The organism is Collimonas sp. OK412 (assembly GCF_900112135.1).
Lineage (GTDB): Bacteria > Pseudomonadota > Gammaproteobacteria > Burkholderiales > Burkholderiaceae_D > Collimonas > Collimonas rhizosphaerae.
Genome location: NZ_FOLC01000020.1, coordinates 58,579 through 74,619, shown reverse-complemented (window position 1 = coordinate 74,619; position 16,041 = coordinate 58,579). Strand labels below are relative to the sequence as shown.

13 protein-coding genes are annotated in these 16,041 nt (G+C 61.2%); 9 read left to right on the top strand and 4 right to left on the bottom strand.

The window, feature by feature from the left end:
- Positions 1-401: 401 nt before the first annotated feature.
- Genes BM062_RS18880 through pnuC form a run of 4 tightly spaced genes read left to right on the top strand, consistent with a single transcriptional unit; the run spans position 402 to position 5,438 of the window.
- Positions 402-1,310: a 23S rRNA (adenine(2030)-N(6))-methyltransferase RlmJ gene (locus BM062_RS18880; RefSeq protein WP_092357568.1), complete on the top strand. Its 909-nt coding sequence runs from the start codon at positions 402-404 to the stop codon at positions 1,308-1,310.
- A gap of 44 nt (positions 1,311-1,354) precedes the next feature.
- A complete protein-coding gene (locus tag BM062_RS18875) occupies positions 1,355-3,613 on the top strand; it encodes a TonB-dependent siderophore receptor (RefSeq protein ID WP_217647613.1) in 2,259 nt (752 codons plus the stop codon).
- A 20-nt stretch (positions 3,614-3,633) separates the two neighbouring features.
- On the top strand, positions 3,634-4,845 hold the full coding sequence (locus tag BM062_RS18870) for a phosphotransferase enzyme family protein (RefSeq protein ID WP_092399660.1): 1,212 nt from the start codon (positions 3,634-3,636) through the stop codon (positions 4,843-4,845).
- A complete protein-coding gene (gene pnuC / locus BM062_RS18865) occupies positions 4,845-5,438 on the top strand; it encodes a nicotinamide riboside transporter PnuC (protein WP_092399658.1) in 594 nt (197 codons plus the stop codon). Before BM062_RS18870 ends, pnuC begins: the two co-directional genes overlap by 1 nt.
- Before the next feature lie 22 nt (positions 5,439-5,460).
- Here pnuC and BM062_RS18860 read toward each other — a convergent pair whose 3' ends face one another.
- On the bottom strand, positions 5,461-6,681 hold the full coding sequence (locus BM062_RS18860) for an EAL and HDOD domain-containing protein (RefSeq protein WP_092399656.1): 1,221 nt from the start codon (positions 6,679-6,681) through the stop codon (positions 5,461-5,463).
- A 488-nt stretch (positions 6,682-7,169) separates the two neighbouring features.
- Between BM062_RS18860 and BM062_RS18855 the strand changes: the two genes are divergently transcribed.
- From BM062_RS18855 to BM062_RS18840, 4 genes are all read left to right on the top strand, one after another.
- Positions 7,170-7,700 (top strand): fimbrial protein, encoded by a 531-nt coding sequence (locus tag BM062_RS18855; protein WP_254785155.1) that lies wholly within the window; start codon positions 7,170-7,172, stop codon positions 7,698-7,700.
- Between the two features lie 234 nt (positions 7,701-7,934).
- Positions 7,935-8,732: a fimbrial biogenesis chaperone gene (locus tag BM062_RS18850; RefSeq protein WP_092399652.1), complete on the top strand. Its 798-nt coding sequence runs from the start codon at positions 7,935-7,937 to the stop codon at positions 8,730-8,732.
- A gap of 87 nt (positions 8,733-8,819) precedes the next feature.
- The gene (locus tag BM062_RS18845) at positions 8,820-11,405 is read left to right on the top strand and encodes a fimbria/pilus outer membrane usher protein (RefSeq protein ID WP_092399650.1); all 2,586 of its coding nucleotides are present in this window, start codon (positions 8,820-8,822) and stop codon (positions 11,403-11,405) included.
- A 27-nt stretch (positions 11,406-11,432) separates the two neighbouring features.
- Positions 11,433-12,488 carry a fimbrial protein gene (locus BM062_RS18840; protein WP_092399648.1) on the top strand — a complete coding sequence of 352 codons (1,056 nt, stop codon included), beginning with the start codon at positions 11,433-11,435 and terminating at the stop codon, positions 12,486-12,488.
- Positions 12,489-12,515: 27 nt separating this feature from the next.
- On the opposite strand, the gene BM062_RS18835 is transcribed toward BM062_RS18840, so the two are convergent.
- Positions 12,516-13,454: a methylglyoxal synthase gene (locus BM062_RS18835; protein WP_092399646.1), complete on the bottom strand. Its 939-nt coding sequence runs from the start codon at positions 13,452-13,454 to the stop codon at positions 12,516-12,518.
- A gap of 122 nt (positions 13,455-13,576) precedes the next feature.
- Between BM062_RS18835 and greB the strand changes: the two genes are divergently transcribed.
- Positions 13,577-14,137, top strand: a complete 561-nt coding sequence (gene greB / locus BM062_RS18830) for a transcription elongation factor GreB (RefSeq protein WP_092399644.1) — start codon at positions 13,577-13,579, stop codon at positions 14,135-14,137.
- Positions 14,138-14,165: 28 nt separating this feature from the next.
- Here greB and BM062_RS18825 read toward each other — a convergent pair whose 3' ends face one another.
- Together BM062_RS18825 and BM062_RS18820 are read right to left on the bottom strand one after the other, a co-directional pair.
- Positions 14,166-14,858 carry a glutathione binding-like protein gene (locus tag BM062_RS18825; protein ID WP_092399642.1) on the bottom strand — a complete coding sequence of 231 codons (693 nt, stop codon included), beginning with the start codon at positions 14,856-14,858 and terminating at the stop codon, positions 14,166-14,168.
- A 40-nt stretch (positions 14,859-14,898) separates the two neighbouring features.
- Positions 14,899-15,996 carry a pyridoxal phosphate-dependent aminotransferase gene (locus BM062_RS18820; RefSeq protein WP_254785157.1) on the bottom strand — a complete coding sequence of 366 codons (1,098 nt, stop codon included), beginning with the start codon at positions 15,994-15,996 and terminating at the stop codon, positions 14,899-14,901.
- Positions 15,997-16,041 lie beyond the last annotated feature (45 nt).

Below are 16,041 nucleotides of genomic sequence, written 5' to 3'. Positions count from 1 at the left end.
CTTTTTCTTATCGAATGCTGCGATGGTTAACCTAGATTCGGTAGTTGAACGGGAGCGAGTGTGCATTTTTTCGGCCCTCTGGCTAGGCGCGACGACGACGTGGACTGTAATTCCACTAGGAGGAGCAACGACGCCAGAGGGCCGGAAAAGTGTGCAATCGCTCCCGTAGCGCTCTCAATCCAGTAGCGGGATTTATCGAAAGAGCGGAGGCAGATGCATATCGGGCTTCACAGGGCCAGTGAGCGGTCAACTACCGAATCTAGGTTAAAATGCGGGTCGTTTGCGCACGGGCGGCATGCGCTGCGCAGCTCCCGAGCCATCTACGCCATACCTTTACACGGCAGCCGACCGGCGCTTTGATGTAGAGTGTGGCAACACCCTTCACCACGATAGAGTTTCCTATGTTGAGTTACCGCCATGCCTTCCATGCGGGCAATCATGCCGACGTGCTGAAGCACTTGGTCACCATCCAGCTGTTGCGTTACCTGGGCCAGAAAGACACCTCCTACATGGTGATCGACACCCATGCCGGCGCCGGCGTATATGCGCTGGATGGCGGCTACGCGTCGAAAAACGCCGAGTTCGAGACCGGCATCAGCCGCCTCTGGGACCGCAAGGACCTGCCGCCGGCTGTGGCGGAATACGTGGATGTCGTCAGGCAGCTCAACCCGGACGGCAAGCTGCGTTATTACCCGGGTTCACCGTATTGCGCCGATGCCGTCATGCGCGAGCAGGATCGCCTGCGCCTGTTTGAGCTGCATCCGAGCGACGGCAAGATCCTGACGGATAATTTCCGCCGCCTGGAAGCGGAGCGCAACCCGCGCGGCAACGGCCGCGGCAAGCGCGTCATGATCCAGCTGGGCGACGGCTTCCTCGGCCTGAAGGCCTTGCTGCCGCCGCCGTCGCGCCGCGGCCTGGTGCTGATCGATCCGCCATATGAGGTGAAAGAAGACTACCGCCACGTCAAGAACACCATCGAAGATGCGCTCACGCGTTTCTCCACCGGCACTTACGCCGTCTGGTATCCGCTGCTGAACCGCATGGAATCGCGCCAGATGCCGGACAAGCTCAAGCGCATGAAGGCGAATGGCTGGCTGAACGTCACGCTGACGGTGAAGACGCCGTCGCCGGACGGCTTCGGCCTGCACAGCAGCGGCATGTTCGTGATCAACCCGCCGTGGACGCTGGAACCGATGCTCAAAGAGCTGATGCCCTACCTGGTGAAAGTGCTGGGCACCGATTCCGGCGCCGGGTTTACGCTGGAATCGGGACAGACCAAGGCTGTCGATACCGGCACCCGCAGGGTATAAAGGACAGGCAGCGCGGACTTCGGTTTTGGACTGGCAATAAAGTAATGATAAATATAAAAGAGTTTTACCCGATGTTTGGCGGCGGCTTGCAGCTCCCGGCCAAAAGAAAATTCCTGATCACCCTGATTGCCGCGGCGGCCGCCCAGATGGCGCATGGACAGGGCGTTCCCGATCAAAAGGAAACGGCGCCAGGCGCGTCGGCCAAGGCGGATGGCGATCCGGTCCTGCCGACCATTACCGTGACTGGCGCCGGTACCGGCGCCGACAGTTATCGCAAGAGCTCGGCTTCGGTTGCCACATTCGGCCAGGCTTCGCTGCTCGATACCCCCGCTTCGATTTCAGTCGTCACGCGCGGTCAGCTCGACGACCAGCAATCGCGCCTGCTGAGCGAGGTGGTGCGCAACGATGCCGCGGTCGGCGACAATTACACGCCGGTCGGCTACTACGAAAACTTCACCATCCGCGGTTTTGCGCTGGACCTTGCTTCCAGCTACCAGATCAACGGCATGAGCATTGCCGGCGAACAGAACGTGGCGCTGGAAAACAAGGAGAGCGTCGAAATCCTGAAGGGTCTGGCCGGCCTGCAAAGCGGCATGGCGGCGCCCGGCGGCCTGATCAACTACGTGACCAAGCGGCCGGCCGACGTGCGTTCGGTGACGCTGGAAACCGATTCGCGCGGTTCGCGTTACCTGGCGGCCGATATCGGGACCCTGTTCGGCGAGCAAAAGCAATTCGGCATCCGCATCAATGCCGCCCATGAAACCCTGCATTCATATGTGAACGATACCGACGGCCAGCGCAATTTCGCCTCGCTGGCGGCTGACTGGGTGATCACGCCGCAGGCGCGGCTGCAGTTCGACGCCGAATACCAGCATCGCGAACAACGTTCGGCGCCCGGCTACCAGCTGTTGGGCGGCACCGTCATTCCAAGCGACGTGTCGCCGAGCAAGCTGCTGGGCGCGCAGCCGTGGGCCAAGCCGGTGACGATCAATTCGCTGAACCTGAACCTGCGCCTGGATCTCGAGCTGGCGCCGGACTGGCACGCTTATGTAGCCGCCAGCCGCAGCCGGGTGGTGATCGACGACAACTCGGCGTTTCCTTATGGCTGCGGTTACGGCAGCACTTGCGGCGAGGGCGGAACCCCGGCCCGCTACTTCAGCGCCGGCGGCGATTTCGATATCTACGACTATCGTTTTCCCGACGACACGCGGCGCAACGACCAGCTGCAAGCCGTGCTGCAGGGCCGTCTCGATACCGGCAAGCTGCGCCACGACCTGACCCTGGGCGCCAGCACTTTCCGCCGCACCGTGTCGCAGAGCGACGGCGTCAATGAATATGTCGGCAGCGACAATATCTATAACCCGAACCCGGTCGTCTACGCACCATCGGCATTGACGCCGGACGCTTCCTACCTGCGCCTGGACAGCCGGCAGAAAGCCCTGTTTGCCGTCGACCGCCTCAGCTTCAATCCGCAATGGCAGCTGATCGCCGGCGCGCGCCAGGTGTGGGTCAACGAACGGGCGCTGGACATCACCGGCGCGGCGACGCGCACCACCGACAAGACATTGCTGTTGCCGCAGATTGCCCTGGTCTACAAGCCGCAAGCCGACCTGTCGCTATACACCAGCTACAGCAAAGGCTTGACGATGGGCGGCCAGGCGCCGTGGTGGACCGAGAATGCCTTCGCCTTCCTGCCGCCGACCGTGTCGCGCCAGATCGAGGCAGGCGTCAAATACGACTGGCTGGACCAGCTCAGCCTGAGCGCGGCGATCTTCCAGATGAGCAAGCCTTACGAATATCCGATGCCGGACGCAGGCGGTTTCAGCTACGTCCAGCAAGGTACCGAAACCCACCGCGGGATCGAACTGAGCGCGGCCGGCCAGGTCAGCAAGCAGCTGCGGCTGACGGCTAGCCTGGCATTGATCCAGGCGCGCGCCGAAGACACCGGCACGCCGGCTTACGACGGCCACCAGGCGATCAACGTGCCGCGCTTGCGCGCGGCCCTGTATGCCGCTTATGCCGTACCCGAGGTCGCCGGCCTGAGCCTGCTGGGCGGCTGGCAGTACAGCGGCAGCAAGGCGGCGACGCGGGAGGGCAACGTCGATGTGCCGGCCTACCATCTGTTCAACGCCGGCCTACGCTACAAGACCAGCTGGTGGGGCCACTCCACCGTGCTGCGCCTGAGCGTGGACAATCTGTTCGACAAGCGTTACTGGAAAGATGTCGGCGAATACATCGGCGACGGTTACCTGCACCTGGGTGCGCCGCGCACGGCTCGCCTGTCGGTCCAGTACGACTTCTAAACGGCACCAGGAAACGCTGCATGAGCGACGCGAGACAAGATGGCGTGGACGGACACGGGACGGTCTTGAGCCACGGCATGGGCTTTGACGTGGTGGCGTCGAGCTGGCCGGCGCTGACCCTGGACGAGGTGGCGCGGCTGTTGCGCCACTATCCGCAAGCCGGCGCCGTCACGCGCCTGGAGTGGCACAGCCCGCGGCCGTTTTCCAGCGCCTGCGTGGCCGCCACCGAATCGGGCCCGCTGTTCGTCAAGCGTTTGCTGCGGGAGATCCGCAGCGCCGACGAATTGATGGACGAGCACCGCTTCATGGCGCACCTGCGGCAGCACGGCCTGGCGGTCAGCGAAGTATTGCAAGCCAGCGACGGCAGCACTGCCCACGCCGACGGCGGCTGGACCTACGAGGTGCAGCGCCTCGGCCAGGGCGTCGACCGCTATCGCGACGCCACCTCGTGGACTCCGTTTGCCGGCACCGAAGACGCGGCGGCGGCAGGCAGCGCGCTGGCCAAGCTGCATCTTGCCGCGCGCGGCTACGAGGCGCCCGCACGCAGCACCAAATTACTCGCCTCCGGTTTCACCTTGTTCAATACCGACAATCCGCAGCAGGTGCTGGAACGGATCCGGCACTACATACAGGAAAGGCCGGCGCTGGCAGGTTACCTGGCGCAGCGCGACTGGCGGCAGGAAGTAACCCGGGTGCTGCTGCCGTTCCACGCGCGCCTGGGTCCGATGCTGCACGGCCTGGCGCCGTTGTGGACGCATAACGACTGGCATGCCTCCAACCTGCTATGGCAGGCGCACGAACCGGCCGCGGTAACGACGATAGTCGATTTCGGCCTGGCCGACCGCACCTGCGCAGTCTATGATCTTGCCATCGCCATCGAGCGCAACATGATCGAGTGGCTGGCTTTGCCGTCGACGCCGCCGCTCGAACAGCGGCCGCTGGTGCACATCGACCAGCTGGACGCCATGCTCGACGCCTATGAAGCGCTGCGGCCATTGTCGCTGCTGGAAGCGGCTGCCTTGCCGGCGCTGCTGCCGCTGGCGCATGCCGAATTTGCGTTGTCGGAGCTGGCGTATTTCCACGGCGTGCAGCAGTCCGCCGAAAACTCGGCACTGGCCTACGACACCTATTTCCTCGGCCATGCCGAGTGGTTCAACAGCGACGCCGGCCAGTATTTGCTGGATCACCTGCAGCGCCGCTGCGCGCGTAAAACCGGTCAACAGGAGCCTTGATGTCAGGTCTGGAAATCGTTGCAGTCATATTGAGCGCCCTGGCAGTCTGGCTGACTGCGCGCCGTCATTTGTGGTGCTGGCCGATAGGGTTGGTATCGGTGCTGCTGTATGCGCGCATCTTCCTGGTGGCGAAACTGTACTCGGACCTGCTGCTGCAGCTGATCTTTGCCGTCATGCAGCTGTACGGCTGGTGGCAGTGGAAGCGGGGAGCGCCAGGGCAGGACAGCCAGCATATCCAGCCGCAGCGCTTGCCGAAGCAAGGCTTGCTGATCGGCCTGCTGGCCGGCGTGGCGGGCAGCGTTATGCTGGGTTATGTCATGGCCAGTTTTACCGACGCCCACATTCCATGGCTGGATTCGGCCCTGACCAGCTTCAGCCTGGTGGCCCAGTTCTGGATGGCGCGCAAATACGTTGCCAACTGGTGGCTGTGGATCGCGGTCGACATTATCTACGTCGGCGTATATGTCTATAAAGACCTGAACCTGACCGCGGGCTTGTATGCCGGTTTCATCGTGCTGGCGGTGATCGGCTTGCGCAACTGGCAGCGGCAGCTGCCGGGGAACCACCCGCCGGCAGCCGCCGCGGCACTGTAGCCGGCCCGGAAACCGGCAGCGCCTAAGAAGCCGCCGGCACGCCCAGCTTCTGCGCCCATGCCAGCGCCGACAGGTGCGCCAGGTTGGCTTCCATCGGGCTGATCTTGAGCGAACTCGCCAGCGGCCCGACCAGCGGCGAATTCAGTTCGCAAGCCTCGGCCAGCGCCACGTAAGGACCGTACGGCCCGGAACGGGTCAGCAAGGCCGCAGCCACCTGGTCGGACAGCTTGATGCTGGCCAGCACTTCTTCCATGCTGACGCCCAGCAGCCGGTCCAGCAGCGAAAAAATCCCCGCCACGAACAGATTTTCCGATTCGCCCTTGGGCAGGTATTTTTGTCCCAGCAGCTCCGAGAAACGGCCGCGGATGATCGCGGTTTCCATCAGCACCGGCGAATAACCGCTGCTGCTGGCGGTGGCCAGCAGCAAGGACAGCCACTGGAACAGCGCCTCGTAGCCGAGCAGGGCGAGGGCGGCGCGCAATGACTGGACTTCCGTCTTCAAGCCGAATGCGGCGGAATTGATGAAACGCAGCAGCTCATAGGACAGGCCGGGATCGCGCTTGAAGATTTCTTCGATCTTTTGCAGGTTCTCATTCTTGGCGACCAGGTTCATGATCTGCACGATGATTTGCTGTGCCGGGTTCAAGCCGGTAGCGCGCTTGCCCGGGCGCGGCGTCAGGTGCAGCTTGCCGACGAAGGCGTCCAGCCCCAGCATGGCGCAGGCGTCGTAGTCTTGCCAGTTGCTGACCGGCCGGCCGACCATGCGCAGCGACGATTTTTTCAGCGCGGCGTAGCGCCGCGCTTGCGCTGCAAAATCGCCGGCGGAGAACCGTACTTCAAGATGCGAGATGTCGGTAGGCAGCACATCGCTGCCTAGTTCGGCTCCGCGCAAGGAAATGCCGTACCCGGCGGAGCGCAGGTTTTTTACCGCGGCCAATGTGGCAGGGTCGGCCAGGTCGTCGTGCTTGAGGATCAGCACCGTGCTGGCGGCTGGCATCCTTTGGATCGCTGCGCTGTTCAGCAGGGCCGGGGATGCTTCCAGGAACAGCAGCTTATTGCCCAGCAGCCAGCCGCTTTTCTCGTCGCTCAGCTGGCCGGCGACGAAATCCAGCAAGGCATGCAAATCCTCTTCATCCGTTTGCCCATCGGCGCCGCCGGTTTCCTGCCAGGTGAGGTCGTAACCGACCACGCCCTGTTTCGGATCAAGTAAAGGTTCTCGAACTATGAAATTTTCATTACGCATCTTGGATTTTTTTATGTGGATGGTGAAGGGGACTGAAAATCGGTTTTCCTGAATAGTGTTAACGGTTGTTTGCAGGAAAAATTAAGTAGATATCTTGATTCGCAAGGAAATGTGTCACGGGATTTAATAAAGTTATCGTATTTGCACGACAAAGTTACATATTGCCGCCAGGCATTGATGATGTTTCCGCCGAATAATTGATTGCTTTAAGGATCCTTTCAGATTTCTTTCATCGCCCGGAAAGGTAATCTAGTATTGAAGTTTCCGCGTTTAATTGATTGTTGAAGATAGTAATAAAGATACAAATCCCCCCTGAATTCCCATGTCATTTATTGCACCTTAATAATTAGTGATGGTTAGTAATTGTTAAACATTGTCATGAATGCATTTTTGTGTCTTTTTGCCCCTAGAATGTGTTTCGCCGTGTTGGCAATTCATTAATTTGAATCGAACATCTACTTTTATATTTGAGGGTAAAAATGAAACAAATGACTATCGCTAAGTTGGTTGCAGTTGCTGCTGCAGGTCTGTTGTCCCAAGCGGCCTTCGCTGACGGCGGCACGGTTAACTTCAACGGCAATATCGTTGACTCCCCATGCACTGTCGACCCGTCCAGCCAAAACATCACCGTACCCCTGGGCGACGTGTCGCGCACAGTGTTCGGCAGCGTTGCCGGCAAGAAGTCGACACCGTCGAAGTTCACGATCCTGCTGACCGACTGCGGCCCGACAGCCAAGGGCGCAACCGTGACCTTTACCGGCACCACCGACGCTACCGTGAAAGACGACCTGGCTATCGCTAACGCCGGCCAAGTCGGCGTGACTGCTGCAACTGGCGTGGCGATCGAGCTGGGCGACTCGGCCGGCACCAAGATCCCTGTCGGTTCGGCATCGGGCACTTACATCCTGGGTCTGGGCAACAATCCTTTGAAGTTCCAGGCTGCCTACATTTCGACCAGCACTGCGGTGACTGTCGGTCCAGCTAACTCGACAGCACAGTTCGTCGTTTCTTACCTGTAATCGACGCGCTTCGCAAAAATCCTAAAACGGCTTTATCCCGTTTCGCGCAGTTGTGCGAAACGGGCAGCCTGGCGCTTGCGACGGCCAGGCTTTAAGGATGGGCTGGCCTGCGGCAACGGTAGCGGCAAGCCAGCCATCATTTTCCCGCATTACCCATGCATCAATTTGTGAGCACGCGAGCCTGTGCTTGCTTAGAAATTTGTGCATAGGACATTTTGATAGACGAGGTCTTCCATGTTGAGCAAACAATTCTTTTCTTCCCTTGCGGTCGGGAGCGTGCTGGCGTTCAGCGCACTGTCGGCCGGCGCCGGCGTGATGCTGGGCGGTACCCGCGTGATCCTGGGCGAGAAGGACCGGCAGGCGTCGATTCCGCTGAAGAACACCGGCGCCGCGCCCTATGTCGTGCAAACCTGGATCGATGCCGGCGAAGGCAAGAACAAGACGCCGCTGCTGGTGACGCCGCCGCTGGCGCGCATGGATCCCGGCGCGGAAAACATCTTGCGCATCGTCCGCATCGGCGGCGACTTGCCGACCGACCGCGAATCGGTGTTCTGGCTCAACGTCAAGGAAATCCCGGAAAAATCGGACCAGCAGAATGTACTGCAGGTCGCCGTGCGCACCCGCATCAAGGTGTTCTACCGGCCTGCCGGCCTGGCTGGCAAGCCTGACGAGGCGCGCGGCCTGGTCACCTTGTCGGTGGTGCCTGGCGAAGACGGCAAGGGCGCCGCGCTGCGGGTGACCAATCCGAGCGCTTACAACGTCACGTTTACCGGTTTCAAAATCAACGGCAACAAAGAGCAGACCAAGGCTGGCATGGTGCCGGCTTTCGGCGCGCTGGATTTTCCGCTGACCGTGGTCGGCGCGCCGCAGGCGATCGAAGCCAGCTACACCACGATCAACGACTACGGCGGTGAAACGCCGGAAGTAACGGCCAAGGTCGCGGTTGGCGGCGCCGGGCCGCAGGTGTCGCAGCAAATGCCGCAGCAAGCGCAGCAGCCGGTCCCGCAAGCCGCCCCCGCCGCAGGCAAATAACACCGTCATCTCCCAGAGAGCAAGCAACAGATCCTGTCAAGGCAAGTCAGTCTGCCGCGCAAGGCAGAAATAAAGGAAGGGAAAGCTGTGATCAGATTGTCGCATCAACGCAAACCGGTGCGCCTGGCACTGTCCGCGATCACGCTGGCCGTGCTGGCGCAGGTGGCGCACGCCCAAGGCCAGGGCGGCTCGGTATTCAACGAGCAGTTCCTGGACATCGGCGGCGATCAAAGCCGTGCCGACCTGTCCTTGTTCGCGTTCGGCAACCGGGTCCTGCCTGGCAGCTATCTGGTGGATGTCAGCCTCAATGAAAGCAGCGTTGGCCAGAGCCAGGTCAATTTCGTCGACAATCCCGACGATGCGGCCGATAGCAAGAACGCCCAGGCCTGCATCACCCGCAGCATGCTGGAAGGCTGGGGCGTCAAGGTCGAAGTGTTCCCGGCGCTGATGGCGGCCGGCAATCAATGCATCGACCTGGCAAAAGCGATTCCGGGTTCCAGCGTTTCCTACAATGGCGAGAAACTGCGGCTGACGCTGAGCATTCCGCAAGCCGCCATGAAACGCCAGGCGCGCGGCGCCATCAGTCCCGACAAGTGGGACAAGGGCATCAATGTCGCCATGCTGGACTACCAGTTTTCGGCGGCGCGCTATGATGGTGGCAACAACTTCGGCGGCAACAACGCCGGCAGCACCGGCAACAGCATTACCGATTTCAACGTCAACCAGAGCACCACCAGCCAGGCCCGCAATACCTTGTACGCCGGCCTGCGCGGCGGCTTTAACCTGGGCGACTGGCGCTTCCGCAATTTCTCGACCTACAATCGCGGCCTCGACGGCCAAGGCCATTGGCAATCGGTGACTTCCTACCTGCAGCGCGACATCGCTGCGCTGGGCGGCCAGCTGACGCTCGGCGACAGCACCACGCCGGGCAATTTCTTCGACTCCTTCCAGTTCCGCGGCGTCCAGCTGGCGTCCGACGACGGCATGCTGCCCGACAGCCAGCAAGGCTATGCGCCAACCATTCGCGGCGTAGCGCAAACCAACGCCCGCGTGACGGTGCGCCAGAACGGCTTCGTGGTGTACAGCACTTACGTCGCACCTGGTCCATTTGTACTGGACGATCTGTACCCGACGTCCACCAGCGGCGACCTGGAAGTGACGATTACCGAAGCGGATGGCCGTGAAACCAGGTTCAAGCAAGCGTTCTCCGCCGTGCCGACCTTGTTGCGCGAAGGCGTCTGGCGCTACAGCGCTACCGCCGGCCAGTACCGCAACGGCCTGGGTTCGAATGTCAGCGGTTCCAAGCCGTTTTTCATGCAAGGTACGCTGGCGCGCGGACTGGGACGGGAATTTTCGCTGTACGGCGGCGTCATCGGTTCCGAGATCCACCAGTCGGTGGTGTTTGGCGTCGGCAAGAATTTGCGCGATTTCGGCGCCATCTCGGCGGACCTGTCGCAAGCGCATACCAAGGGACCGTTCAACCAGAGCTACGATGGCCAGTCGCTGCGTTTCCTGTACGCCAAGTCGTTCGAGAATTACGGCACCAGCGTCCGCATGGCCGGTTATCGTTATTCCACCGGCGGCTTCCGCACGTTCCAGGAAGCGGCGCAGATGCAGGACCTGCAAAACGGCCAGGTGCTTAACAACCGCCGCAGCCAGCTGCAGCTGGATTTCGCCCAGCAGCTGGGCAGCAGGGGCGGCAGCGTCTACGCCTCGGCGCAGCAGCAAAGCTATTGGGGCACGGACCAGAAGACGCGCCTGATTCAGCTCGGTTATTCGAATTTCTACAAACAGTTCACCTACAGCTTTTTCTATAACAACAGCACCAGCCTGAGCGGACCGTCCAGCCGCCAGCTGATGGTGACCTTGTCGATGCCGCTGGGCGACAGCCGTTCCTACGCCCGCTACTCGGCGGCGCAGGGCAACAACGGCGAAATCAGCCAGCAAGCCAGCGTCTATGGCTCGGCGCTGGATGATGGCCGCCTGACCTATAACGTATCGACAACTCATTCGAACCGGAGCGGCAACAGCGGCAGCGCGTCCGCCAGCTACCTGTCGCAGTACGGCCGGTTCGACTTCGGCCGAGCGCAAGGTTCCGGCTACGGCCAGACCACGCTGGGCGTGGCGGGCGGCCTGGTGGCGCATGGCGGCGGCGTGACCTTGTCGCAGCCGCTGGGGGAAACCATGGCGCTGGTGGAAGCGCCGGACGCCGCCAATGTCGGCTTCGAGGTGTATCCGGGCGTCCGTACCGATAGCCGCGGCAATGCGGTGCTGGCGAACCTGAGCCCGTACCGGGTCAACCGCCTGGCGGTGCGCACCGAGGACCTGGGCGACGAAGTGGAAATCAAGAACGCCGCCATGGATGTGGTGCCGACCCGCGGCGCGGTGGTGCTGGCCAAATTCGCGACTTCGATAGGCTTGCGCTTGATGCTGAACCTGGCCGACAAGAGCGGCAAGCCGCTGCCTTTCGGCGCCAAGGTCGAGGATGGGCAGGGGCAAGAGATGGGCATCGTCGGCAGCGAGGGCCAGACTTTCGTTACCGGCGCCAAGGATGCCGGCGTGTTCAAGGTCAAGTGGGGCCAGGGCGCGGCCGAACAATGCAGCATCAAATACCAGGTGCCGGCCGAGAAAAATCCGGCGCCGATTCGTCAAATGAATGCGCAGTGCGAATGAGCACGCCATGAAAACCAGGATGATGTCATGAACAACGGAAATACCATGTTAAGCAGGTGCGCGCAAAAATTGGCGGGACGGTATCGCGGCCTGGCCGGCATGCTGGTCTTCATGTGCTTGCTGGCCGGCGCCCAGGTAGCGCAGGCGGCCTGCTTTAAAAATCCTGCATATACGGAAAAAACGATCAACATGTTTTTCGGCAAGGTCTATCTGCCGAGCGACCTGGCTGTGGGGGCGCTCATCGCAAGAAAAGAATTCAACTTGCCGCTGCAGGGCGGGCAACTCGACAAGCCATGGAATTGCACCAACGGCGGCACGGTAAACGGCGACATGCTGCAAGGGCAGATGATCACGGGATACGATCATGTGTATTCCACCAACGTCACCGGAATCGGCGTTCGCCTGTCACGCTATTTCACTGGGGTCAGCTCCACTTATTATGCTCATACTCGCTCCACTACTACCGATTTCGGCCTATTCGACGTCAACTCCAAATTTGTCGTCGAGCTGTTCAAGACCGGTCCCAAGACCGGCAGCGGTCCTCTGGCGCCAGGCATCTATACCAAGTACTACAGCGTCGCGGACAATTTGTCCGTGCTCACCACCTATCTCGATGTCAACGCAATTACCATCGTTACGCCCACCTGTACGGTTGACGTCGGTTCAAAGAACATCGCGGTGAACCTGGGGTCCGTTTCCAGGAGCAATTTCAAGGGAGTCGGCAGTACGGCCGGCGAAAAGGATTTCAATATCAAGCTGAATTGCCAGCGCGGCGAGAATACCCAGAACATCATCGCATTGAACATGGCGGCGACCTCCGATCCCGCCAACAAGCCGGGCGTCCTGCAGCTGACCCAGGAGCCCGACGTGGCGACCGGGGTCGGCATCCAGGTGCTGGACCAGACCAGGACGCCGGTGAAATTCACGACATCGACGGTTGCCGACACCAACTCCATCAATGTCGGTCCTTCCGACGACATACAGTACGTCGTGCCGTTCAAGGCCCGGTACTACCAGACCACGCCCAACATCAATACCGGCAAGGCCAACGGCACGGCAACCTTCACCATCGTTTATCAATAGCGGATTGCGCCGGCTGCCGCTTAAAGCCTAGCGCGGGGCGGCAGGCTGGTTTTGCGCGGCGCGCTGCTGCAACAGCGTGAGCCAGCGCTCGCCGCATTCGGCGTCGCTGATGCACAGCGCATAGTCGGTGACGGTGCGGGCGGCGCGTTCCAGCAGCTGGATGTCGGCTTCGTGCTGGCGGGCGACATGCGGGTCTTCCAGGAACAATACGCGCCGGCATTGCTGGCGGTCGAGGATCAGCTCGGCGATCTGGGCGTCGCCGCCGAGCGGGCCGCTGAGAAAGGGCTTGACCCAGTTGCGGCCGGCTTCTTCGCCCTTGATTTTCTGCGCCAGCTTGTTGAGCAGGCTGCCGGTAGTGCCGGTGGCGCAGCGGAATGCGAACTGGTCAAGCAGGGCGAAATGGCGTTCCGCAATTTCCAGCATCCGGTCTTTCATGGCGTCGTGGGCGATCAGGGCGATGCCTTCCTGCGCCAGGTCGAAGGTCGGATCCAGTGCCGGATTTGGCGCGGCGCCGTCCGCCGTGGCCTCCAGCTCCAACCATTCGCGGGCACCGGCCAGCGTCGACAAAAACGGTTTGCCATGGATCACGCATTGGCGTTTCAAGGCTACCGCTTCCGGAAAGATCGAAGAAGGATCGACCGGATCCATCAGGTAAATCACCGCATCCAGGGTGCGCGCCGGATCGGCGTCGACCACCCGCGACACCAGCTTCATCAAGCCGCCGTGACGGCCGTAGGGGAAGCGTTCGATGTGCGGATAATTTTCCAGCAGGCCCAGCTGCTGCATGGCGTCCAGGGTGCGGCCGACCACGACCAGCTGCGGCTTGAGCTGCTGTTCGATGCTGCTGCGGCTGCCGGTCAGCAGCTGCGCCAGCGCCGATTCCGGGCCTTGCTGATGGCTGCGGTTGGCGGCGAGGCCGATCCGGAACGGAGCGGAAGAGGTATGGCGGGAAAGGGAGGAAGGCATATGGCGGAAGTCAGCACGGGCAACATTGCACTAATCCGACTTTACCATACCGCCATGCAAGAAAAGCCATGGTTCGGGGCAAAATCGGCAGCCGTAGTGTATTTGGAACTACAATGTCAGCTATGAACAAGGCATTTGTAAAAGAATCCGAAGGCGATGACGACGATCTCGAATTCGGATTGCCGGCGATCCCGCCCGGCACCAAGAATTACATGACTCCCGAAGGCTACCAACGCATGAAGGACGAGCTGTTGCGCCTGATCGACGTCGACCGGCCGGAAGTGGTGCGCATCGTTTCCTGGGCCGCCTCGAACGGCGACCGTTCGGAAAACGGCGATTACATTTACGGCAAGCGCAGGCTGCGTGAAATCGACCGCCGCATCCGATTCTTGACCAAGCGGCTGGACCTGGCGGAAGTCGTCGATCCAAGTGTGCACCATGGCCGCGACCAGGTGTTTTTCGGCGCCACCGTGAGTTACCAGAACCATGCCGGCGAAGAACATACGGTGACCATCGTCGGCATCGACGAACTCGATCCGCTGCATGGCAAGATCAGCTGGATTTCGCCGGTGGCGCGCGCCTTGACCAAGGCGCATGAAGGCGAGAGCGTGACCCTGATGACGCCGGCCGGGATCGACGAACTGGAAATACTGGCGGTCAGCTACCCCGCACCGCAGTCGTAGGACGGGCGCCGCCCGCCCTACGAGGGTTTTACCGCTTCTGGTACTGCTGGCTGCCGAACAGGATATCCCGCGCCTTGTCGTCGGTCAGCGGCTTGCGCGCCGAAGCCAGCACCTCGACGCCGCGTTTCACCGCCGGCCGTTCGCTGATGGCGTCGAACCAGGTTTTCAGGTGCGGATATTCGCTCAGCTCTATGCCTTGGTTTTTCCAGGAACGGAGCCACGGGAACGTGGCGATATCGGCGATCGTGTATTCATTGCCGGCCAGGTATGGGTGTTGCGACAACTGCTTGTCGATCACGCCATAGAGACGCTTCGCTTCATTGGTATAGCGGTTGACCGCGTACTCGATCTTTTCCGGCGCGTAGATGCGGAAATGGTGAGCCTGGCCCAGCATCGGCCCGACGCCGCCCATCTGGAACATCAGCCATTGCAGTGTATTGAATTTTTCACGGTCGGTATGGCCGAGGAAACGGCCGCTCTTGCCGGCCAGGTAAAGCAGGATCGCGCCGGATTCAAACAGCGAGATCGGTTTGCCGTCGGGGCCGTCGGCATCGACGATGGCAGGGATTTTGTTGTTGGGCGAGATCGACAGGAAATCCGGCGTGAACTGGTCGCCGGCGCCGATATCGATGGCGTGTACGCGATAAGGCAGGCCTAGCTCTTCCAGCAGGATGTGGATCTTGTGGCCGTTCGGCGTGGCCCAGCTATAGACATCGATCATGGCTATTTCCTTTGTTGTGCAGTTGCGTGTCTGGTTTGTACTAGATTTTTGCCAGCCGCTGCAGCGCCTGCTGCAAGGTCTGCTCCTGTTTGGCAAAGCAGAAGCGGACGATGCCCGATTCGCGCGGGGACTGGTAGAACGCCGATACCGGAATCGCCGCGACGCCGATTTCGGACGTCAGCCAGATCGCGAAATCGGCTTCGCTCAGCGATGAAATGGCGGAGTAGTCGACGCACAGGAAGTAGGTGCCGTCGGCCGGCAGCAGCTTGAAGCGGGTGTGCTTCAGGCCGTCGCGGAACAGGTCGCGCTTGCGCTGGTAAAACGCCGGCAGTTCGAGATAGAGCGCGGGGTCCTGCATGTACTGCGCGATCCCATGCTGCACCGGCGTATTGACGGTGAAGATATTGTATTGATGCACCTTGCGGAATTCCGCGGACAGCATCGCCGGCGCCGCCACATAGCCGATTTTCCAGCCGGTCACGTGATAAGTCTTGCCGAAGCTGGAAACGACAAAGGCGCGCGCCGCCAGTTCCGGATCGCGGCAGACTGATTCGTGGCGCGCGCCGTCGAACACCATGTGTTCATAGACTTCGTCCGACAGGATCAGGATTTCGGTGCCGCGCACGATATCCTTGAGCGCCGCGATGTCCGCCGGTTTCAGCACGCTGCCGGTCGGATTGTGCGGCGAATTGATCATGATCATGCGGGTGCGCGGGCTGACTGCCGCTGCAATCCGGTCCCACGGCACCTGGTATCCGTCCGCGCCCAATGTCATCTGCACCAGCACCGGCTTGCCGCCGGCCAGTTCGATCGACGGCACGTAGCTGTCGTAGGCCGGTTCGATCACGATCACTTCGTCGCCCGGATGCACTGCGCACATGATGGCGGTCAGCAAGCCCTGGGTGGCGCCGGCGGTGACGGTGATTTCGGTGGCCGGATCGTAGCTGTGGCCGTAGATTTTTTCTATCTTGGCGGCGATGGCCTGGCGCAAGGCGGGTACGCCGGGCATCGGCGGATACTGGTTGAAGCCGTTCTTCATGGCGCCGCTGACGGCGTCGACCAGCGCCGGATCGCAGTCGAAATCGGGGAAGCCTTGTCCCAGGTTGACTGCCGATTTCTCGCTGGCCAGCGTCGACATCACAGTAAAGATGGTAGTGCCGACTTTGGGCAGTCTGGATTGAAG

Excerpts from the sequence above, each read along its gene's own strand:
- BM062_RS18880 (WP_092357568.1), top strand. The coding sequence starts at position 402 with ATGTTGAGTTACCGCCATGCCTTCCATGCGGGCAATCATGCCGACGTG.
- BM062_RS18875 (WP_217647613.1), top strand. The coding sequence starts at position 1,355 with ATGATAAATATAAAAGAGTTTTACCCGATGTTTGGCGGCGGCTTGCAG.
- BM062_RS18870 (WP_092399660.1), top strand. The coding sequence starts at position 3,634 with ATGAGCGACGCGAGACAAGATGGCGTGGACGGACACGGGACGGTCTTG.
- pnuC (WP_092399658.1), top strand. The coding sequence starts at position 4,845 with ATGTCAGGTCTGGAAATCGTTGCAGTCATATTGAGCGCCCTGGCAGTC.
- BM062_RS18860 (WP_092399656.1), bottom strand. The coding sequence starts at position 6,681 with ATGCGTAATGAAAATTTCATAGTTCGAGAACCTTTACTTGATCCGAAA.
- BM062_RS18855 (WP_254785155.1), top strand. The coding sequence starts at position 7,170 with ATGACTATCGCTAAGTTGGTTGCAGTTGCTGCTGCAGGTCTGTTGTCC.
- BM062_RS18850 (WP_092399652.1), top strand. The coding sequence starts at position 7,935 with ATGTTGAGCAAACAATTCTTTTCTTCCCTTGCGGTCGGGAGCGTGCTG.
- BM062_RS18840 (WP_092399648.1), top strand. The coding sequence starts at position 11,433 with ATGAACAACGGAAATACCATGTTAAGCAGGTGCGCGCAAAAATTGGCG.
- BM062_RS18835 (WP_092399646.1), bottom strand. The coding sequence starts at position 13,454 with ATGCCTTCCTCCCTTTCCCGCCATACCTCTTCCGCTCCGTTCCGGATC.
- greB (WP_092399644.1), top strand. The coding sequence starts at position 13,577 with ATGAACAAGGCATTTGTAAAAGAATCCGAAGGCGATGACGACGATCTC.
- BM062_RS18825 (WP_092399642.1), bottom strand. The coding sequence starts at position 14,858 with ATGATCGATGTCTATAGCTGGGCCACGCCGAACGGCCACAAGATCCAC.
- BM062_RS18820 (WP_254785157.1), bottom strand. The coding sequence starts at position 15,996 with ATGTCGACGCTGGCCAGCGAGAAATCGGCAGTCAACCTGGGACAAGGC.